The organism is Gelidibacter sediminis (assembly GCF_004364975.1).
Classification (GTDB): domain Bacteria; phylum Bacteroidota; class Bacteroidia; order Flavobacteriales; family Flavobacteriaceae; genus Gelidibacter; species Gelidibacter sediminis.
This window is the reverse complement of record NZ_SOBW01000007.1, coordinates 987722-1010256: the sequence shown is the minus strand read 5'-3', so window position 1 is coordinate 1010256 and position 22535 is coordinate 987722. Positions and strand designations below refer to the sequence as shown.

14 protein-coding genes and 1 pseudogene are annotated in these 22535 nt (G+C 39.6%); all 15 read right to left on the bottom strand.

Annotated features, from left to right (window positions below):
• Positions 1 to 23: 23 nt before the first annotated feature.
• On the bottom strand, positions 24 to 959 hold the full coding sequence (locus BXY82_RS04280) for an N-acetylornithine carbamoyltransferase (protein ID WP_133756929.1): 936 nt from the start codon (positions 957 to 959) through the stop codon (positions 24 to 26).
• A 67-nt stretch (positions 960 to 1026) separates the two neighbouring features.
• Positions 1027 to 2172, bottom strand: coding sequence for an aspartate aminotransferase family protein (locus tag BXY82_RS04275; protein WP_133756928.1), 1146 nt, complete (start codon positions 2170 to 2172; stop codon positions 1027 to 1029).
• Positions 2169 to 2969 (bottom strand): pyrroline-5-carboxylate reductase, encoded by an 801-nt coding sequence (gene proC / locus BXY82_RS04270; protein ID WP_133756927.1) that lies wholly within the window; start codon positions 2967 to 2969, stop codon positions 2169 to 2171. Before proC ends, BXY82_RS04275 begins: the two co-directional genes overlap by 4 nt.
• 144 nt (positions 2970 to 3113) lie before the next feature.
• Positions 3114 to 4091: an N-acetyl-gamma-glutamyl-phosphate reductase gene (gene argC, locus BXY82_RS04265; RefSeq protein ID WP_133756926.1), complete on the bottom strand. Its 978-nt coding sequence runs from the start codon at positions 4089 to 4091 to the stop codon at positions 3114 to 3116.
• Positions 4088 to 5278, bottom strand: coding sequence for an argininosuccinate synthase (locus BXY82_RS04260; RefSeq protein ID WP_133756925.1), 1191 nt, complete (start codon positions 5276 to 5278; stop codon positions 4088 to 4090). Before BXY82_RS04260 ends, argC begins: the two co-directional genes overlap by 4 nt.
• Positions 5275 to 5892, bottom strand: a complete 618-nt coding sequence (locus BXY82_RS04255) for a GNAT family N-acetyltransferase (RefSeq protein ID WP_133756924.1) — start codon at positions 5890 to 5892, stop codon at positions 5275 to 5277. Before BXY82_RS04255 ends, BXY82_RS04260 begins: the two co-directional genes overlap by 4 nt.
• Positions 5893 to 6241: 349 nt before the next feature.
• Complete coding sequence (locus BXY82_RS04250) at positions 6242 to 7819, bottom strand: NADP-dependent glyceraldehyde-3-phosphate dehydrogenase (protein ID WP_133756923.1); 1578 nt, start codon at positions 7817 to 7819, stop codon at positions 6242 to 6244.
• A 10-nt stretch (positions 7820 to 7829) separates the two neighbouring features.
• Positions 7830 to 9095 carry a threonine ammonia-lyase IlvA gene (ilvA, locus tag BXY82_RS04245; RefSeq protein ID WP_133756922.1) on the bottom strand — a complete coding sequence of 422 codons (1266 nt, stop codon included), beginning with the start codon at positions 9093 to 9095 and terminating at the stop codon, positions 7830 to 7832.
• Between the two features lie 57 nt (positions 9096 to 9152).
• Positions 9153 to 10655: a ketol-acid reductoisomerase gene (gene ilvC, locus BXY82_RS04240; RefSeq protein WP_133756921.1), complete on the bottom strand. Its 1503-nt coding sequence runs from the start codon at positions 10653 to 10655 to the stop codon at positions 9153 to 9155.
• A gap of 12 nt (positions 10656 to 10667) precedes the next feature.
• Positions 10668 to 11198, bottom strand: a complete 531-nt coding sequence (ilvN, locus tag BXY82_RS04235; protein ID WP_133756920.1) for an acetolactate synthase small subunit — start codon at positions 11196 to 11198, stop codon at positions 10668 to 10670.
• Between the two features lie 65 nt (positions 11199 to 11263).
• Positions 11264 to 13000, bottom strand: coding sequence for a biosynthetic-type acetolactate synthase large subunit (ilvB, locus tag BXY82_RS04230; RefSeq protein ID WP_133756919.1), 1737 nt, complete (start codon positions 12998 to 13000; stop codon positions 11264 to 11266).
• A gap of 77 nt (positions 13001 to 13077) precedes the next feature.
• Positions 13078 to 14757, bottom strand: a complete 1680-nt coding sequence (gene ilvD / locus BXY82_RS04225; protein ID WP_133756918.1) for a dihydroxy-acid dehydratase — start codon at positions 14755 to 14757, stop codon at positions 13078 to 13080.
• Positions 14754 to 15653 (bottom strand): branched-chain amino acid transaminase, encoded by a 900-nt coding sequence (locus BXY82_RS04220; RefSeq protein ID WP_133756917.1) that lies wholly within the window; start codon positions 15651 to 15653, stop codon positions 14754 to 14756. The genes ilvD and BXY82_RS04220 overlap by 4 nt, the downstream gene beginning before the upstream one ends.
• Before the next feature lie 495 nt (positions 15654 to 16148).
• Positions 16149 to 17615, bottom strand: coding sequence for a glutamate synthase subunit beta (locus tag BXY82_RS04215; RefSeq protein ID WP_133756916.1), 1467 nt, complete (start codon positions 17613 to 17615; stop codon positions 16149 to 16151).
• Between the two features lie 34 nt (positions 17616 to 17649).
• Positions 17650 to 22151 (bottom strand): annotated as a pseudogene (gltB, locus tag BXY82_RS04210) (glutamate synthase large subunit).
• Between the last annotated feature and the right edge of the window lie 384 nt (positions 22152 to 22535).

Here is a 22535-nt window from a genome sequence, read left to right as displayed (position 1 = left end):
GGGACTGTGAGGCCTCTAAAAATTTATAAATTTTCCAATATGTTTTTCAATACCACTTGCGCCGCAAAGGTTCTGTTATTGGCTTGATTGATGACCACAGATTGATCGCCATCCAAAACCGCGTCTTCTACCACTACATTTCGTCTTACCGGTAGGCAGTGCATAAACTTAGCCTTGCCCAATTTTTCCTGGGTCATCATCCACTTCGGATCTTCGTTTAAGACCTTACCATAATCTTTATAATTGCTCCAGTTTTTCACATAGACAAAATCAGCATCTTTTAGTGCGTCCTCCTGATTGTGATTAATTGGCGTGTTTTTGGTGATGTTGGCATCGAGTTCATAACCTTTTGGATGGGTGATGGTCAAATCTACGTCCATGGTTTGCATCATTTCCACAAACGAATTTGCAACAGCCTGAGGCAACGCTTTTGGGTGTGGCGCCCAAGACAACACCACTTTAGGTTTACGGGTCTCAGAAAGCTCTGTAATGGTAATCGCGTCTGCCAAGGCTTGCAACGGATGTGCGGTGGCACTTTCCATATTGACGATTGGCACTGTGGCGTATTTTATAAAACTTTTAAGGATAAATTCTGAAGCATCCTTTTCTTTATCCGTTAGGCTAGGGAAGGCGCGCACCGCGATAATATCCGCATACTGCGAAATAACTTGCGCCGCTTCCTTGATGTGTTCTGAACTACCGGCATTCATAATGCTGCCATCTTCAAATTCTATATTCCAAGCGTCGTTGACGTTCAGTATGCTCACATGCATTCCTAAGTTACGTGCTGCTTTTTCAGTGCTTAGTCGGGTTCTTAAACTCGAGTTGAAGAACAACATGACTAAGGTTTTGTGTTTTCCTAATTCCGAAAATTCTAAAGGTTGCATTTTGAGTAAAATCGCTTCCTTAATCATTTCAGATATGTTGGAAATATCTTTTATTTCGGTATATTTTTTCATCAGAAATTTATTTTTCAATTATGTTTTCTTAAACCTCACAGGTTTTGAAAACCTGTGAGGTTTGAAATTACTGTCCACCATTCATTAATAATAACTCCTGTTTTAAGGCTTCAAAAAACAAATCGATATGTTTTTTTTGAATGGTTAATGGTGGAAGAATCCTGATTAAGTTCGGGTTTTTGGCACTTCCGGTAAATATCTTATGCTTATGGATGAGGCTTTTACGCAGCTCTGCTACCGAAAAGTCAAATTCTAAACCTAACATTAACCCGCGGCCTTTTACCGTTTTTAAATGCGGTAAATTCTGCGATTTCTGAATAAAATAGCCTGACATTTCATCGGCATTTGCCATTAATTTTTCCGATTCTAAAACTTTCAAAACCGCTAAAGAGGCTGCACAGGCTAAATGGTTCCCTCCAAAAGTGGTCCCTAATAATCCAAAGGATGCTTTAATGTTTGGGTGGATTAAAATTCCGCCAATTGGGAAGCCGTTGCCCATTCCTTTTGCCATCGCAATAATATCTGGAGTCCAACCGTATTTTTGAAAGGCAAAGAAATCGCCAGTTCTTCCAAATCCGGACTGTACCTCATCGGCAATCAGCATGACCTTATACGATTTACAAAGTTTTTCAAGACCGATGTAAAATTCCGGAGTACTTTCATCTAAACCACCCACGCCTTGAATACATTCGATAATCACAGCACAGGTTTCTCCTTTTTTTAAAATAGTTTCAACCGCTGCCAAGTCGCCCAATGCTACAAAGTCCACATGTTGTTGCGCGTTTAACGGCGCCACAATTTTAGGGTCATCCGTAGCCGCAACAGCCGCTGAGGTACGTCCGTGGAACGAATTTTTAAACGCCACGACATTCTTTTTTCCGGTGTGAAAAGAAGCGAGTTTTAATGCATTTTCGTTGGCTTCAGCGCCCGAATTACATAAAAATAACTGATAGTCTTGACAACCGGAGATGCGTTCAAGTTCAGACGCTAGAGATTGTTGTAGCGGATTTTGAATCGCATTGCTATAAAACCCCAAGTTTTTTACTTGATCAGAAATGGCTGACACATAGGTGGGGTGGGAATGTCCAATAGAAATAACCGCATGACCGCCGTATAAATCTAAATACTCCACACCTTTATCGTCATAAACCGCGAGGTCTTTTGCACGCACTGGCGTGATATCAAAAAGCGGATAGACATTAAATAAACTCATAGTTGTTCTTTTTTAATGTTACTTATTTTATTGTAGGATGCAATCATGCCGTGGATTAGTGAAGAACTCAAGCCTTTATGTTCCATTTCATTCAACCCTTCTATGGTGCAACCTTGAGGTGTGGTGACTCGGTCAATTTCTTCTTCAGGATGATGTCCGTTGGCGATTAATAAATTTGCGGCACCTTCACTGGTATACATCGCCAATTCTTGAGCTTCTTTTGCATCGAATCCTAATTGAATGGCTGCTTGGGTGCTGGCGCGAATCAATCGCATCCAAAAAGCAATCCCGCTAGCACATATGACTGTTGCGGCTTGCATTTGAGACTCAGGAATCACCAAAGAATGTCCTAAGCGGTTAAATATTGCCTGTGCTATCTTAATGCGTTTTGCGCCCAATGTATTGCTACAAATACAGGTCATCGATTTCCCAACGGCGATTGCCGTATTTGGCATCGCTCTGATGATAAACTGATCTGGGCCAATAATTTCTTCAATTTTAGGAATTAGAAATCCGGTAACCGTTGAAATGACCACATGTTTTTCAGTGATGAGTCCAGCGATATCCTGCAATACATGTTCTAAATGTGCAGGCTGAACGGCTAAAATCAGAATATCAGAATTTTTAACAGCTTCCCCATTATCTGAAGTTATAAAAACATTTTTATAACCTTCAAATTCTGCGATGCTGTCTGTATTTCTTTTGGACAGGTATAAAGTGGTAATCGCATTAGTGGTGATTAACCCTTTGGCGATGGACTTGCCTAAATTTCCTGTACCGATGATTGCTATTTTCATTTTATGACCGTATTTCGACGCCGCTTCATATGAATTGGCGGGTATCTTATTAATTCAACTTTGAGTTATTTCTTGTTTTTTTGCCACGAATACACGAATGTTTTTATAGTATTTATTCTCAAACCTGAATGGCTTCTGAATTGATTAAAAATAATTAGCCTTTAATCGCAATCCCTCGGTTTCTTCAAAACCAAACATCAAATTCATGTTTTGAATGGCCTGACCTGAAGCGCCTTTCAGCAAATTGTCAATAATGCTCGTTATCAAAAGTTTATTGTTGTGTTTGTGCAAATGAAGTATGCATTTATTAGTGTTGACCACTTGTTTTAAATGGATGTCTTCATCAGAAATTACTGTAAATGCCGCATCTTGATAATAGGTTTTATACAAGGTTTTTGCATCGTCTAAACTGCCTTCAAAATCAGTGTATGCGGTGGCAAAAATACCTCTCGAAAAATTCCCTCGGTTAGGTACAAAAATGACCTCAGATGTAGACTTTTTCTGTAAGTCTTGGATGCGCTCATTGATTTCTCCCAAATGTTGATGGGTGAACGCTTTATAATGTGAAAAATTATTATCGCGATAAGTGAAATGGGTGGTTTCAGACAGCGACGTGCCAGCGCCTGTTGATCCCGTAACGGCGTTAACATGCACATCACTTTTTAATAATTGAAAAGCGGCTAAAGGCAAAAGCGCCAATTGAATGGCCGTTGCAAAACACCCCGGATTCGCGATAAAGTTGGCTTTTTTGATGGTTTCCTTATGCAATTCTGGCAATCCGTAAACAAAATGATTGCCTTGAAAATCACGATCCGCTTCCAGTCTAAAATCATTGCTTAAATCGATGATTTTAGTTTTAGACGAAAAGCTATGACTCTCTAAAAACGCTTTCGAATTACCGTGCCCCAAGCACAAAAATAAAACGTCAACCTCAGGATTAATGGTGCTAGAGAACTCTAAATCTGTACTGCCCACTAAATCTTGATGCACCTTGTGAATTTTATTTCCGGCGTTTGAGGTGCTGTAAATAAAATTAAGGTTTGTTTTTGGATGGTTGAGGAGCAAACGGATTAATTCGCCCGCCGTATAACCTGCACCTCCAATAATACCAACGTCTATCATGATTCTGAATTTACTTGGTGATAAATTTTATTTTGATTCCCAACGATTTTAATAAATCCTTTGGCTTCATCTGCGGTCCATCCTTTGTTGAGCTCGCCATAACTTCCAAATTTCGCATTCATCAAATCATGATCAGAGCTGATACCGTCTAACATAAAATGATACGGTTTTAAGGTCACTATAACATCTCCAGAAACATTTTTCTGGCTACTTTCCAAAAACGCCTCAATGTTGCGCATAACAGGGTCTAAATATTGACCTTCGTGTAAATGCATGCCGTAGAAGCTAGAGAGGTACTCCTTATGTTGCAACTGCCATTTGGTAAGCGTGTGCTTTTCCAATAAATGGTGCGCTTTAATGGTGATCAATGCTGCTGCAGCTTCAAAACCTACACGGCCTTTAATACCTACAATAGTATCTCCAACGTGAATGTCACGCCCAATAGCGTACGCAGATGCAATTTTATTTAAGGCTTCAATATTTTTTTCTGGCGCATCAGAATTGCCATTTAGCGCTGTAAATTGTCCATTTTTAAAAGTTAAGGTGACTTTTTCTTCGCCTTCTTTGGTCAATTGTGATGGGTACGCGTGTTCTGGTAATGATTTTTCTGAAGTTAAGGTTTCTTCACCACCAACGCTTGTTCCCCAAAGCCCTTTATTGACGGAGTATTTAGCTTTTTCCCAAGACATATCCACACCGTTCTTTTTGAGGTAATCGATTTCTTCCTGTCTAGATAATTTCAAATCTCTAATTGGGGTGATGATTTCAATATGAGGTGCCAAGGTTTGGAAAATCATATCAAATCTTACCTGGTCATTTCCTGCACCAGTACTACCGTGAGCAATATACTGCGCATCGATACTTTTAGCGTATTCAACAATTTCTATGGCTTGAATAATACGTTCCGCACTTACTGATAAAGGATAGGTATTGTTTTTCAATACATTGCCATAGATCAAATACTTGATCACTTTATTGTAATATGAGGCTACGGCATCTAAATTTTTATAGGTAGAAACGCCCATTTTGTAGGCATTTGATTCAATAGTACTGATTTCTTCAGATGTAAATCCGCCTGTATTCACACTTACAGCGTGAACTTCATAACCCAAATCCTTACTTAAATGTACCGCACAATACGAAGTATCCAATCCGCCGCTATAGGCTAAAACTAATTTTTTGCTCATGATTTATCTTTTTTTAAAAACAAAGCCTGTTTGATTTGCTTTAATCTTTGAAATGTTTTGGTTTTTATATGTTGAGGTTCGTTGCTGTCTTTTGCTTTCGGATCGTAGAGCATCCCTGTACACAAGCACATTTTCTGCTCTGTACGTTGCAATACATCATAATTTTTGCAAGTTTGACAGCCGTTCCAGAAACTTTGATCGTCTGTTAATTCTGAAAACGTGACGGGTTTATAGCCCAATTCACTATTCATTTTCATAACAGCCAATCCCGTAGTAATACTGAATACTTTTGAATCTGGAAACTTCTCTCGTGAATGCTGAAAAATACGCGCTTTGATTTTCTTGGCTAAGCCCTGCTCTCTATAGTCTGGATGTACAATCAATCCGGAATTAGCCACAAATTTACCGTGGCTCCACGCTTCAATATAACAAAAGCCCGCAAAGGTGTCGCCATCTAATGCGATAACGGCATTCCCGTTTTCCATTTTTGTAATGATGTACTCAGGGGTTCGTTTTGCAATACCCGTACCTCTTACTTTAGCAGATTCGGCAATGGTGTCGCAAATGATCTGTGCATAAATTGCATGAGATTTATTAGCAATAACAATGTCCATTGTTGTTGATATTTAGATTAAAAAAAATTAAAGATATGTTGTCGGAAAAACGGAACCGGACTCACCTAAGTTCCCAAAATAAAGCGCACCCTTAAGGGCGGCGGAACAGAAAATGACTTGTCCTGACACGATTGTTATTTGTAACAACTGTATTTGAGGAGGAAAATATGTGTGATGATTTGATCAAGGTGTAAAAAATAAATATACGTTAGCGACTCTTTTTTAGATTAGAATGCACAGCGTCTGCGCAACATGCGTGCGGGACTAGATGGACGTATTTTATTTTTCATTATAAACATGGGTCAAAAGTAACATTTTATTTTACAACTCAATTTAATTTTAACTTTTTTTAAAGTATGTAATCTGTGCTTACAAAATTTGAAGCTTTACTATCTAATAGGTTATTTAAAATGGCATTGTTGTAGGCATTGTCTTTGGAAGCCACGAAAGTTCTGATAGAAAAAGACCGCAAGGCATCATGGACACTTAAAGTGGCCACCGCAGAATCTTTTCGGCCTGTAAAAGGATACACGTCAGGTCCGCGTTGGCAAGAGCTATTTAAATTAACTCTACACACCAAGTTTACCAACGTGTCAATTAGCGGCGCCAGGGTTTTAATGTCACTTCCAAACAAACTCACTTGCTGTCCGTAATTGGACTCTGCCATGTCATCTAGTGGTTCGTCAATATCTTTAAATGACAGTACAGGAATCACAGGTCCAAATTGTTCTTCCTGAAACACACGCATGTCTTTGTTTACAGGATATAGCACTGCAGGGAAAATATAATTTTCCGTGGTTTCGCCGCCTTTTTCATTTAATATGGTAGCACCTTTAGCAAGCGCATCATCAATTAATTCTTGTATGTATTGCGGTTTATCAGGTTCTGGTAAAGGGGTTAATTTCACGCCAGATTCCCACGGATTTCCAAATTTTAAAGCATCGACTCTGGTAGCAAAACGCTTATTAAATTCGTCTACAATGTCTTCATGTACGTAGACTATTTTAAGCGCTGTACAACGTTGTCCGTTAAAAGAGGTCGTACCGGCAATACACTCGTCAATAGCCAAATCTAAATCGGCATCTTTTAGTACAATCGCAGGGTTTTTTGCTTCTAAACCTAATACCAAACGAAGACGGTTGCTTTTAGGATGTTCGTTTTGCAAGGCATTGGCCGATTTGCTATTGCCGATAAGCGCTAATACATCAACCTTTCCAGATTGCATGATTGGGGTAGCAACCGTTCGACCGCGACCGTAAATGATGTTGACCACACCTTTAGGGAAACTGCTTTGAAACGCTTCCAACAAAGGCGATATCAACAAAACTCCAAACTTGGCAGGTTTAAAAATGGCGGTGTTACCCATGATTAATGCTGGGATCAATAGGGCAAAGGTTTCGTTTAGAGGATAATTATAAGGCCCTAAACACAATACCACACCCAATGGACCTCTGCGGATATGGGCATACACACCCTCATTTTTTTCAAACTTGGCGTTGTCTCTATCCAATTGTTTGTATTCTTCAATGGTGTCGTAGATGTAATCCACGGTTCTATCAAATTCCTTTTCTGAATCTGGTAGGGATTTTCCAATTTCCCACATCAACAATTTCACGATGGCATCACGCTTGGTTTTCATTTGGGCCACAAACTTTTCCATGCAAGCAATGCGGTCTTTCACCTTCATAGTAGGCCATAAACCTTGACCTTTATTATAGGCGTTAACCGCGGCATCCATGGCTTCCAAAGCTTCTTTTTCTCCTAAAGTAGGAATGGTGCCCAGTAAGGTTGGAGCATAGTTAGGCGTTGAGGATATTGTAGAATACACCTCTGAGGTTTCTCCAGACCAGGGCCTTAATTCGCCATCAACCAAATAGCTGTTTTGGTGGATTAATGATTTTATTTGGTACTGCTCTGGAATGTTCATAAGGTTGTATTTAAACTAAAAATTGAAATAAATCGGGTTTGTCGTTGAGGTAATCCCCATAGAAATTACGGAGTTTCATTTTTGTAATTAACGGCTCTAAATCATCTGATGTTTTGAGTTCTACCCCTACAACAGCTGCGCCATTTTCACGATTTGTTTTTTTTGTATATTCAAAATAGGTAATATCATCAGTAGGGCCCAAGATGTCTACCACAAATTCACGTAATGCACCCGCACGTTGCGGAAACTTGACGATGAAATAATGCTTTAAGTTAGCATATAATAGTGCACGTTCTTTAATTTCAGCAGTTCTGGTAATGTCATTATTACTGCCGCTGATAATGCAAATAACGTTTTTACCTTTTATTTCGTCCGCATATTGGTCTAAGGCGGCGATACTCAAGGCACCGGCAGGTTCTACAACAATGGCATCTTTGTTATAAAGATCCAAAATCGTTTCACAAACTTTACCTTCATCAACCGTAATCATTTCGTGTAGATTTTGTTGACAAATAGCAAAATTCAAATCTCCCACACGTTTTACCGCAGCACCATCCACAAAATTTTCGATCTCTTTCAATTCTGTATTGCGCTTGTTGCTTAAAGAGGTGGACATGGATGGAGCACCCTTCGGTTCTACACCAATAATCTTTGTGTTTGGTGACAACTGCTTAAAGACTGAGGATAAACCAGCTGATAATCCACCACCACCTACAGGAACAAACACATAGTGTATGGGGTGCTGTGCCTGATCAATAAGTTCTAAACCTACCGTGGCCTGACCTTCAATGACTTTTTCATCATTAAATGGATGGATAAAAGTTTTATTCAAACGCTCACATTCCATTTTTGCGGCATTATTGGCATCATCAAACGTATCGCCCACCAACACGACCTCAATAAAGTCTTCACCAAACATTGTTACTTGCTCAATCTTTTGTTTTGGAGTTGGTGAGGGCATGAAAATAGTCCCTTTTATTTTCAATAATTTGCAAGAGAGGGCCACGCCTTGCGCGTGATTACCAGCGCTTGCACACACTATTCCGTTTTCTACCTGCGTAGGCGTTAGCGACGACATTTTATTATAAGCTCCTCTAATTTTATAGGAACGTACTTGTTGTAAATCTTCGCGTTTAAAAACAATGTTTGCCTCAAGTTCTTTTGAATAGCGGAAATTTTCAATTAAGGGAGTTACCGCCGCAACGTCTTGTAGTCTTTTAGCGGCAGCTTCAACGGCGGCTATACTTGGGGAATATATATTAGTATCAACGTTCATCGTTTGTTGTTAGAGGCAGGAATTACTTCCTGCCTTAATTATAGATTCTTTTTGATATTAGACCAATACTGAATCTTCTACTTCAGCATCTGTTTTTATAACTTTCATGGCCGTCATTGCAGCTCTCAATCGTTTACCAACCGTTTCAATAGGATGGTTTCTGATAGCGTCATTAACTGCGATTAACTCTTGGTTATCAACACTATTAGATTTTGCATATGATTTTCCGATGGTATTCGGATCGACATTTTTCATGAAATCCTCCAATAAAGGCTTACATGCGTGGTCAAATAAATAGCAACCATATTCTGCTGTATCAGATATAACCCGGTTCATCTCGTATAGTTTTTTTCTAGCGATAGTGTTGGCAATTAATGGCAATTCATGAAGTGATTCATAATAAGCGGAATCTTCAATAATACCAGCGCTAACCATAGTTTCAAACGCCAACTCAACACCTGACTTAACGAAGGCTACTAAAAGTACCCCATGATCAAAATAGGTTTGTTCTGAGATGTGATCTGTAGTCAATTCTGTTTTTTCAAAAGCGGTCTCGCCAGTAGCAGCACGCCATTTTAATAGATCTGCATCATCATTTGCCCAATCTTCCATCATCGTTTGTGAGAAATGACCTGAGATGATATCGTCCATATGTTTTTCAAACAAGGGTTTCAAAATGGTCTTTAATTCTTCAGACAATTCATGGGCCTTAATTTTTGCTGGGTTTGATAAACGGTCCATCATGTTGGTAATGCCACCATGTTTTAAGGCTTCTGTGATGGTTTCCCATCCCAATTGGATCAGTTTTGCAGCATAATTGGCGTTTACGCCCTCTGCAACCATCTTGTCAAAAGCCAAGATTGATCCAGTTTGAAGCACCCCACAAAGAATGGTTTGCTCACCCATTAAATCACTTTTTACTTCAGCAATAAATGATGATGCCAAAACACCAGCTCTGTCGCCACCTGTTGCAACCGCATACGCTTTAGCTTGATCCCAACCTTTTTGTTCTGGATCATTTTCTGGATGTACTGCAATTAATGTTGGTACACCAAAGCCACGTTTGTATTCTTCCCGTACTTCAGTACCTGGACATTTGGGCGCCACCATGATGACCGTAAGATCTTCACGGATTTTAGTGCCTTCTTCCACGATATTAAATCCGTGGGAATAGCTTAATGTTGCTCCTTTTTTCATCAAAGGCATCACCGTTTTTACAACATCCGTATGTTGCTTGTCTGGCGTTAAATTCAGTACCAAATCAGCTGAAGGAATTAGCTCCTCATAAGTACCCACATTGAAGCCGTTGGACGTTGCATTTTTATAAGAGGCACGTTTTTCTTTAATGGCTGCCTCACGTAAGGCGTAGGAAATATCCAAACCTGAATCGCGCATGTTCAAACCTTGGTTCAAACCTTGGGCACCACAGCCTACTATAACTATTTTCTTTCCTTTTAGAGCGTTTACGCCATCTTCAAATTCTGACGCGTCCATAAATCGGCATTGTCCTAATTGCTCTAATTGTTGTCTTAATGGTAATGTGTTGAAATAATTTGACATTTTCTTTGATTTTTAATGTTGAAATGCTTCAAGCATTTTTGATATTTTCATTTCGTCCTTGGTCACTGCAATCCGTCCGGAACGGGTAAATTGCATGATTCCGAAAACACTTAATTCTCTGTATAATACTTCTAATTCCTCTTTACGCCCTGATTTTTCGATGACGAAAAACTCTCTATTTACGGTTACAATTCGTGCGTTATTATCTTTAATGATCGATTCAATTTGACGGCGTTCATCAAACAATAAATTTGACTTGATTTTAAATAAGCACGATTCCTGATAAATGGTTTCATCTTCAGTATGGAAATAGGCCTTTATGACCTCTACCTGTTTTTCAATCTGTCCGATGATTTTCTTCATCTGCTCTTCATGAAGTTTCACTACGATGGTCCATTTTGAGACATTTTCAATTTCAGAAACTGAAGAATTGATGCTCTCAATATTAATGTGACGACGTTGAAAAATAGCCGAAATACGATTCAATAACCCAATGTTATTTTCAGTGTAAATGGATACGGTGTATGCTTTAGGTTCACTCATGTTAATATAATTGATAACGATTCTTTTCTCTCTTTTCTCTTCTCCCTATTCATTTTTCCACAAAACTATTCCAATCGAATATCCGAAACACTAGCACCTGTCGGAATCATTGGGAACACATTGTCTTCTTTTTCTACACAAACCTCTAAAAAGTAAGGTCCTTCACATGCCATCATTTCAGCAACTGCAGCTTTTAGATCTTCACGTTTCGTTACTTTTTGAGCGTCAATATAATAGCCTTTTGCAATGGCTACAAAATCAGGATTGGTCATTTCAGTTGAGGCATAGCGTTTTTCGAAAAACAACTGTTGCCATTGGCGTACCATACCTAAAAACTCATTGTTTAGGACGACGATTTTTACCGGTACTCTTTGTTGAAAAATAGTACCCAATTCCTGTATGGTCATTTGGTAACCGCCATCGCCAATAATAGCCACCACATCACGTTTTGGAGCCGACATTTTTGCACCAATGGCAGCAGGTAGTGCAAAGCCCATTGTGCCCAATCCACCAGAAGTAATATTACTTTTAGTCGTGGTAAATTCGGCGTAACGGCAAGCAATCATTTGGTGTTGGCCTACATCTGAAACAATAGCCGCGTTGCCTTTGGTTTGGATGTTGATTTCTTTGAGCACTTCGCCCATGGTTAAACCTTCTTTTGTTGGATACAAATCATCCTTTATCACTTTTTCATATTCTATAGCATATAAATCCTTGAATTTTTGATGCCATTCTTCATGGGAATTTGCTTTTAACAACGGTAATAACTGTGACAGACTTTCTTTAGCATCGCCTAAAACCGCTACATCTGTTTTTACATTTTTATCGATTTCTGCAGGATCAATTTCAAAGTGAATCACTTTAGCTTGCTTCGCATACGTAGCCAAATTTCCTGTTACACGATCGTCAAATCGCATGCCTATCGCAATTAAAAGATCACATTCATTGGTCAATACGTTTGGTGCATAATTGCCGTGCATTCCAACCATTCCCACATTTAAAGGATGGGCAGTAGGAACTGCTGACGCTCCAAGAATGGTCCATGCAGCAGGAATCCCGGTTTTTTCGATAACCGCTTTTAATTCCTCTTCTGCTTCACTCAATATCACGCCTTGACCCCAAACGATTAATGGTTTTTTAGCCGCATTAATTAAAAGCGCAGCCGCTTTAACATCGTCAATATCTGTTTTTGGAACAGGATTATAACTTCTGACACCTTTACACTTTTCATAAGAAAAATCAAACTGTTCAAACTGTGCATCTTTAGTAATGTCAATTAACACAGGTCCTGGGCGTCCGCTTTTTGCAATATAAAAGGCTTTTGCAATCACTTCAGGAATTTGGGACGCTTTGGTAATTTGATGATTCCACTTGGTCACTGGAGTAGAAATGCCGATGATATCGGTTTCCTGAAAGGCATCACTACCTAATAAATGTGAAGCGACTTGCCCTGTGATACACACCATTGGGGTGGAATCTATTTGTGCATCTGCAATTCCCGTTATTAGGTTTGTAGCGCCTGGACCGGAAGTTGCCATAGCGACACCCACTTTACCTGAAATACGTGCATACCCCTGAGCCGCGTGTGTAGCGCCTTGTTCATGACGTGTTAACACATGATGGATTTGATCTCTAAACTTATAAAGTTCATCATAAACCGGCATGATAGCACCGCCTGGATACCCGTAAAGAATGTCTACACCTTCAGCAATAAGACATCTGATGATGGCTTCACTACCAGAAATACGCACCGTTTTAGTGGCTGTAGATTGTTCTTTTTCTAATGTTTGTGTGTCTTTCATATTGAAAACTTTTTTTATTCCATTTCTTCCAATAGTTAAGGAAAGGAATCTCAATATTGTTTTTACTTAATTATATATTAGAATTCATCTGTGACGCAACCTTTGGATGCCGATGAAACCGATCTTGCATATTTGTATAGTACACCGCGTTCAAATTTAAGTGGTGGTGCCTGCCAATCGCGGTGGCGTTTTTGAAGTTCTTCTTCAGAAATTTCAAGGGTTATCGTATTTGTTTCAGCATCAATAGAAATCATATCGCCATTTTTTACCAAGGCAATAGGACCTCCTTCTTGAGCTTCTGGAGTAATATGGCCTACAACAAAACCGTGGGTACCCCCTGAAAAACGACCATCTGTAATTAACGCGACATCATTTCCTAAGCCTGCCCCAATAATAGCGGCGGTTGGTTTTAGCATTTCTGGCATTCCAGGACCTCCTTTTGGACCTTCGTAACGGATAACCACAACATCTCCTTTTTCAACTTTTCCATCTCTAATTCCATCATTTGCAGCGTATTCGCCTTCGAAAACTTTTGCTTTCCCAACAAAGTTTAAACCTTCTTTTCCGGTGATTTTTGCCACACTTCCTTCAGGCGCTAAATTGCCGTAAAGCATGCGTAAATGACCAGAGATTTTTATAGGTTCCTCAATGGTTTTGATAACGTCCTGTCCTTCTGTAAGGTCCTCAACATCCAATAGGTTTTCTGCCATTGTTTTTCCGGTTACGGTTAAACAATCGCCGTGAAGCATGCCTTTTTTCAAAAGATATTTTAAAACTGCAGGAATGCCGCCCACAGCATGAACGTCTTCCATTAAGTATTTCCCGCTTGGTTTTAAGTCTGCTAAAAATGGAGTGTTATCACTAATATTTTGGAAATCTTTTAGGGTAAAGTCAATTTGAGCAGCTCTTGCAATAGCTAAAAAGTGGAGTACGGCATTGGTAGAACCTCCTAAAATAGTCACCAATCGCACTGCATTTTCTAATGATTTTCTAGTGATGATGTCTGAAGGCTTGATGTCCTTTTCTAATAAGACACGCATGGCTTCTCCAGCACGGATAGATTCTTGTTGTTTTGCATCACTAAGTGCTGGGTTGGAAGAATTGAACGGTAAGGTCATCCCTAAAGCTTCTATAGCCGATGCCATGGTGTTTGCAGTATACATACCCCCACAAGCTCCAGCGCCTGGACACGCTTTTTCAACAATACTTTGGTATTCAGTTTCTGCCATCGTACCGGCAACTTTGCTGCCCCATGCTTCAAAAGCTGAAACGATATCTAATTTCTTTCCATTATGGCAACCAGAATCTATGGTGCCACCATAAACTAAAATGCTTGGTCTATTTAAACGAATCATCGCCATTAAAGCGCCAGGCATATTTTTATCACAGCCAACTACCGTCACCAATCCATCATAACTCATAGCTTGTACCACGGTTTCCATGGAGTCAGCAATAATATCACGAGACGGCAAGGAGTAACGCATGCCCGGTGTCCCCATAGAAATACCATCACTGACGCCAATGGTATTAAAAATTAATCCGATAATATCTTCGTTTTTGGTGCCTTCTTTAACCAATTTGGCCAAATCATTTAAGTGCATGTTGCACGGATTGCCTTCATAACCGGTACTTGCAATCCCAATCATGGGTTTTAAAAAGTCTTCAGTTGTTAATCCAATAGCGTGCAACATGGCTTGTGCAGCGGGTTGCGTTGGATCTTGGGTAACTGTTTTACTGTATTTATTTAAATTACTCATAGTGCGTTTGATAACTTTGATTTACGTTGACCCAAAACTTCTTGCTGGTACAACTGCATTAATTTATAACCTAAGGAGTCGGTCCATGGTAGAGGAAATTCGTAATCATCTAAAGATTTTAACCCGACAACCTCAGCTGCTGTTCCTGTAAAAAATGAACTGTCAGCTTGCTTTAATTCTTCTAATTTGAAATGTTTTTCTTCAACAGGAATGCCTTCTTCCTCACAGATTTCTAAGATGGTAGCACGTGTGATTCCTGCCATAATGCTGCCTTTTTTAGGAGTGAAAAGTTTGCCATCTTTCTCCATAAAGATGTTTGCTCCTGAACATTCTGCAACATTGCCATACATATCCAACAATAACGCTTCGTCATACCCTGCATCTTTAGCTTCGTTGGTTGATAAAATGGAGTTGACATAATGCCCGGTAACCTTAGCTTCTACGAAACACGATTTTGGATTAGGGCGTTCAAACGATGAGGTTTTGACACGTAACAAGCGGTCGCCCATGAGTTTTCCCCATTCCCAACATTGCATAGTGAGAAACGATTCTTTTGACGTATACAGTCCCATATTGACCCCAGTGCTGATTAATGGTCGGATATAGGCGTCCTGAAGTTGGTTTTGTTCCAAGAGCTCATAAGTGATTGCAATTAGTTCTTCAACAGAATAGTTGAATGGGATGCCCATTACCTTAGCGCCATATTTTAGACGCTCATAATGAGCTTCCGCTCTAAATATTTTGGTGCCCTCGTCTGTTTTATAAGATCTAATACCTTCAAACACGCCATTACCGTAGTGTAAGCTTTGGCTATATAAACTACTTGATGCGGCTTCAGGCTTTAAAAACTCACCGTTGTGGTAGATTATGGTTTGGTTGTTATAGTAAGCGTTCATAATTATTTAAAAGTTTAAAATTAATATAACAGTTTGTTTGAGTGTTTTGAGATTGCTGTGTCCGATTAAACTCAGTGTCATTGTTTTATATTTAAGTTATTGTTTTTCAGTCGTTTAAGTATGTTTATTTATGATGTTCAAAATGCTAAACTTTTGAATAAAAAAAGCCTGTATCTCAATTGATACAGGCTTTTTTTGGGAATAGCATACTGTATCAACTAACTGGAGCTAATAATAATGATGCTAATAATGATGCTGTTCTGTTGCATTACGCTAAATAATTTATTTCAAAATGTGTGATACTAAAAAAGCCTTCCAATTAGAGGAAGGCTTTAGTTATATTTTTAAACTTAGTGTACCATTCCTCCTCAGCGTGACATAATCACGATGCTAATAATAGAAATAATATGTAAGTTATGGTGTTTCATTTGTTCGTCAAAAGTCAAAAAACATTTTAATAAATCCTAATTTATGCTTAAAAATTTTAATTTCTTTTTAAATTCTTGGCAAATCGTTGTCGTCTTTAAGAGGTAAATTAGAGCTGCCCATGAGGTATTTATCTACGTGGTGAGCGGCTTGTCGGCCTTCCGAAATGGCCCAAACAATTAAGGATTGTCCGCGGCGCATATCTCCAGCGCTAAAAATTCCGGGAACGTTCGTGGCGTAATCCGTGGTTGCAGCTTTTATGTTGGTTCTAAAATCCATTTCGAGACCAAATTGCTCTGCCAGTGTTTTTTCTGAACCTATAAAGCCTAAGGCCAACAACACCATATCGCATTCCCACTGTTTTTCTGTATTAGGGAGTTCTCTAAGTTCAGGGCGTTGGCCTTCATTAAAAATCCACTCCACTTCCACAGTTTTTAATCCGCTGAGGTTTCCATTTTTATCTCCTAAAAATTCTTTGGTCGAGACACTGAAAAACCGTTCTACACCTTCTTGGTGGGATGAGGTTGTTTTTAATCGCATAGGCCAATAGGGCCAAGGCTGATGTGCAGGTCGTCCTACAGATGGCTTGCTTAAAATTTCAAAATTTGTCACGCTCTTGGCACCATGACGATTGCTGGTTCCGATGCAGTCTGAGCCGGTATCTCCACCGCCAATTACAATGACGTTCTTATCTTTTGCAGATAAAATTGCATCTTCACTGATTAAACCGTCTACAAATTGATTGTTTAATTTTAAGAAATCCATGGCTTGATGCACGCCTTTTAGGTGGTTGCCTTTTATTGGGATGCCTCTGCGCTCGGTTGCGCCGCCACATAAAACCACAGCGTCAAAATCGGCTTTAATGGTTTCTATACTGATATTTTGGCCTACATGGGCGTTGGTGTTAAACGTGATGCCTTCTTCCTCAAGAATCGCAATTCGCCGATCAATAATCGATTTTTCAAGTTTAAAATCTGGAATGCCGTAACGCAATAATCCGCCTACTTTGGCATCCCGTTCAAAAACAGTGACGGTATGTCCTGCTCGGTTTAGTTGTTGTGCGGCGGCTAAACCTGCAGGGCCAGAACCAATAATGGCCACCTTTTTATCTGTTCTTGATTTTGGTGGTCGTGCTGTAATCCATCCTTCTTCAAAGGCCTTTTCGACTATGTTTTTTTCAATGTTTTCTATAGACACCGGATCTTCATTAATGCCTAAGACACACGCTTCTTCGCAGGGAGCAGGACATAATCTGCCTGTAAATTCTGGAAAGTTGTTGGTGGAATGTAAAATTTGAGCAGCCTCTTTCCAACGGCCTTTGTATACTTTATCATTAAAATCTGGAATCAAATTCCCTAAGGGACAGCCACTATGGCAAAAGGGAATGCCACAATCCATACAGCGTGCGCCCTGTTCTTTTACTTTTTTCTCCTCTAGTGGAATGGTGAATTCCTTATAATTTTCCAATCGTTCTGCAACCGCTAAGTAAGGCTCGTCAACTCTCTCGTATTCTAAAAATCCTGTTATTTTTCCCATAGGTGTGTTCCGCGCAAACGGAAATCTTTTTCAATTAAACAACTACTTTATTTTCTTCTTCCAATCTTATTAATGCTTGCCTGTATTCTTCTGGCAATACTTTGATGAATTTCGGCAATTCCTTCTGCCAGTTTTCCAAAAGTCTCTGCGCTAGCGGACTCAGTGTGGCATTGTAATGACTTTCAACTAGGTTTTTCAATTCTGCACCATCTTCTGCGGAAGCGACAGGCTCTAAATTCAACCCTTCCTTATTGCATTTTTTATCGAAGGTGTTGTTGGGGTCATAAACATAAGCGATGCCACCACTCATACCGGCACCAAAATTCCGACCTACCTCGCCCAAAATAACGGCTCGCCCACCTGTCATGTATTCACAACCATGGTCGCCAATGCCTTCAACAACCGCATGTGCACCAGAATTTCTGACACAAAAACGTTCTCCTGCTTTTCCATTAATATACACTTCGCCGCTGGTAGCGCCATATAAGGCCACATTACCAATAATGATATTGTCTTCAGGAACAATGGTGGATTCCTCAGGTACCTTGACACTTATTTTAGCGCCGGAAAGTCCTTTTCCTAAGTAATCATTGGTATTACCGTTAACAACAAGCGTTAATCCTTTGGTGGCGAAAGCACCAAAACTTTGGCCTGCCGATCCTGTGAAATTGATTTTTAAAGTGTTTTCTGGTAGGCCTTGTGCACCATAAATTTTAGAAATTTCATTACTTAAAATTGCTCCAAAAGCACGATCTCTATTGTTGATTTTTGAGTCGATAACGGTTTTTTCCTTTCGGAATAAGGCAGGATGCGCTTGACTGATAATTTTAAAATCCAATGCTTTTTCCAGATGGTGATCTTGTTTTTCAGTATTGTAGAGTTTAGTGCCTTCAGGCGTAATGACTTGATGAAGGATAAGCGATAAATCCAATCCTAAAGATTTGTAATGGTTTATTGTTTTATTTCGATCTAGTTTTTGAACTTGGCCAACCATTTCATTAATGGTTCTAAATCCAAGTTCAGCCATGATTTCACGTAATTCCTGTGCTACGAAATACATGAAGTTGACCACATGCTCCGGTTTGCCTTGAAACTTTTTACGGAGTTCGGGATTTTGAGTCGCGATGCCCACCGGACACGTGTTTAAGTGACACACACGCATCATGACACAACCAGAGGCTACCAAAGGTGCCGTAGCAAAACCGAATTCCTCAGCGCCTAATAAACAGGCTATGGCCACGTCGCGCCCTGTTTTCATTTGACCGTCACACTCCAAAACAACACGATTTCTCAAATTATTCATCACCAAAGTTTGTTGTGCTTCGGCGAGTCCTAATTCCCACGGTAATCCGGCATGTTTTAATGAGGTTAATGGTGAAGCCCCTGTGCCACCATCATGACCAGAAATTAGAATTACATCGCCTTTGGCTTTGGCAACTCCAGCGGCAACTGTACCAATACCGACTTCAGAAACCAATTTCACATTAATCCGTGCCTCACGATTGGCCGATTTTAAATCGTAAATCAGTTGGGATAAATCTTCAATAGAATAAATATCATGATGCGGTGGGGGTGAAATTAGTCCAACATAAGGGGTGGAGTTTCGCGTTTTAGCAATATCAGGATTTACTTTAGGACCCGGTAATTGGCCGCCTTCGCCTGGTTTGGCACCTTGTGCCATTTTAATTTGAATCTCAGAAGCACTGGTCAAATAATTGGAAGTAACCCCAAAACGTCCAGAAGCCACTTGCTTTATGGCCGAGTTTTTCCAATCGCCGTTGGCATCCTTATAGAAACGTTCTTCATCTTCGCCACCTTCGCCTGAATTGCTTTTACCGCCAATCCGGTTCATCGCAATGGCCAAATTCTCATGCGCTTCCTTGCTTATGGAACCGTAAGACATGGCACCCGTTTTAAAACGCTTTACGATTTCTGTCCACGGTTCAACTTCTGATAAGGGAATGGGGTCATAATTGGTAAATTCAAACAAGCCTCTTATGGTCATCAATTGTTTGGTCTGCTCATTGATTAAGTCGGAATATTCCTTAAATGTTGCTGGCTTATTGTTTCGTACAGATTCCTGAAGTTTGGCGACGGTTAACGGATTAAAAGCATGTTTTTCGCCATTGCGACGCCATTTATAATTACCCCCAAATTCTAAACCTAAATCTCCATCCACTTCATTGTTATGGTAGGCCTGACGGTGGCGCTTTGAAATTTCTTTCTCTATTTCCCGTAAGCCGATACCTTGAATACGGGTAACCGTATTTGGGAAATAATTAGTGACCACTGTGGTGTTAAGGCCGACACATTCAAAAAGTTGCGAGCCACGATACGAGTTAAGCGTGGAAATTCCGATTTTGTTCATCACTTTAAGGATGCCCATGCCGATAGCTTTGTTGTAATTCTTAATAGCAGTCATGTAATCTAAGCCATCAATATCCTGTTTTTCAACTTGCTCTTGGACAATCTCATTAACGATATAAGGGTTAATAGCACTTGCGCCATAGCCAAATAACAATGCAAAGTGGTGCACTTCACGAGGTTCAGCTGACTCCATGATAATACTAACTTTGGCACGCTTACCTATTTTATACAATTCATGATTCACATAAGAACAAGCCATCAATGCAGGGATTGGCGCCATTTTTTCATTTACGCCTCTATCCGATAGAATAATGATGTTGCCGCCATCATCAATTGCTTGAGATGCTGTTTTAACCAGATTTAGGAGCGCGCGTTCCAACTCATTCAAACCTTTATCCACTTCATATAGAATAGGAATCGTCGTGACTACAAAATCAGGATTTTGAGTGTAGTTTTTAATTTTATCAAGATCATGCTTTGAAATTACTGGATTCTGGATCTTCAATTTTCGACATTGATCTTCGTTAATTTTAAAAATATTAGTGTCGCTTCCCAAAGTCAAACTGATATCCGTAATCAATTTTTCACGAATGCCGTCTAACGGCGGATTGGTAACCTGTGCGAACAATTGTTTGAAGTAATTATAAAGCAACTGTGGCTTTTCTGATAGAATGGCAATAGGTGCATCATTCCCCATAGAGCCGATAGGTTCTTTGCCCAATTGCGCCATTGGTTTGATAATGACGCTTAAATCTTCTTCAGTATATCCAAAAACGATTTGACGTTTTAATAATGGATCTTCATCATGATTTATGTCACCTTTTTTAGCTGGAATATCTGCCAGATGCACCAAATTTTTCTGCAACCACTCTTGGTAAGGATGCTTGGAAACAATCACTTCTTTAACCTCCTCATCTTTGGACGCCCTTGATTCATATCTACCAAAAACATTTTTCCTGGTTCCAATCGGCCGTGATGTTCCACATTTTTCGGGTCGATGTCTATCACGCCAGTTTCCGAAGACATCACCACAAATCCATCTTTGGTAACTGTGTAGCGCGAAGGACGTAAACCATTTCTGTCGAGCACCGCACCTATATAATTACCATCCGTAAATGGAATGGATGCAGGGCCGTCCCAAGGTTCCATAATACATGAGTTATATTCGTAAAATGCTTTTTTAGCGTCAGACATTTCAGGGTTTTTCTCCCATGCTTCGGGCACAAGCATCATCATCACTTCAGGTAATGATCGGCCGGTCATTAATAGTAATTCGACCACCATATCCATTTGTGCGGAATCTGATTTGCCGGGAAGGATGATTGGAAAGATGCTTTTGATCTCATCCCCAAACCAATCGCTTTCCATTAATTCCTGTCGAGATAAGGTGCGGCTAACATTGCCTCTCAACGTGTTAATTTCCCCATTATGACACATGTATCTAAAAGGTTGCGCCAAATCCCAAGTAGGGAAGGTGTTGGTTGAAAAGCGCTGATGCACCAAAGCCAAACGTGTTACTAATGATAGATCTTGGAGATCTTTGTAATACAACTTAATGTCTTCTGGTACCAGGAGGTCTTTAAAGATGATGATTTTGGTGGACAGACTAGGTAGGTAAAAACGTGCGCTTTCTGAGAGCTTGGAAGCGTTTATATGATGCTCTGCTTGTTTTCTTGCAGTGAATAATTTGAGATTAAAGTTAAATTCGTCTTGTTGTTTATGAGCTTTCCCAATAAATACCTGCTTTACAAAAGGTTCAGTCAGTGCCGCTACACTACCTAATACACTAGCGTCCACAGGCACATCTCGCCATCCTAAAATATGAAGGCCTTGTGCTTTTATATAATGTTCGAATTTTTCGATGCAATAGTTGCGTTGGTTTTCTTTTTTTGGAAGAAATACGTTGCTCACAGCATAATCACCAAATTTTGGTAAGCTGAAATCGCAGTTCTTTATAAAGAAGTCGTGAGGAATATCAATTAAAATACCAGCACCATCGCCAGTTTTACCGTCAGAACTTACAGCGCCTCTATGCTCCAATTTTTCCAAAATTTCGAGCGCTTTATGGATGATGGTATTGGAGGTATTTCCTTTTAAGCTACATATAAATCCGGCGCCACAATTGTCGTGTTCAAATTCAGGTAAATAAAGTCCTTGTTGCTTCAGCATAATTCAGAAAATTTAGTGGGTTTTAACCTTTAAAAGTTATCTAATGTATGAGTAAAAAATTCCGGATTAAAGCGAGGACTTCATTTTTCCGAGATTGACAATGAGAGCATTTTAAATTATGGGATGCTGAATTTGGTAGGGGACAAATTATTAAATTGTTAATGCATAAAATTTATCTAATTACTGTTTTTGTTAAATTTTATTTATAAGAAACTATTTTTTAGAGAATTTATTTGTTTATAAAATCACTTTTGAAGAGAATATTATAATTGTATTTTTAGTGCTGTTTTTGGAGATGCGACTGGGTAGGACATCTTTCTCAGAAAAGACAGATTTTAATCACCTAAAAACCCTCAACAGATATCTTGTTGAGGGTTTAAATTT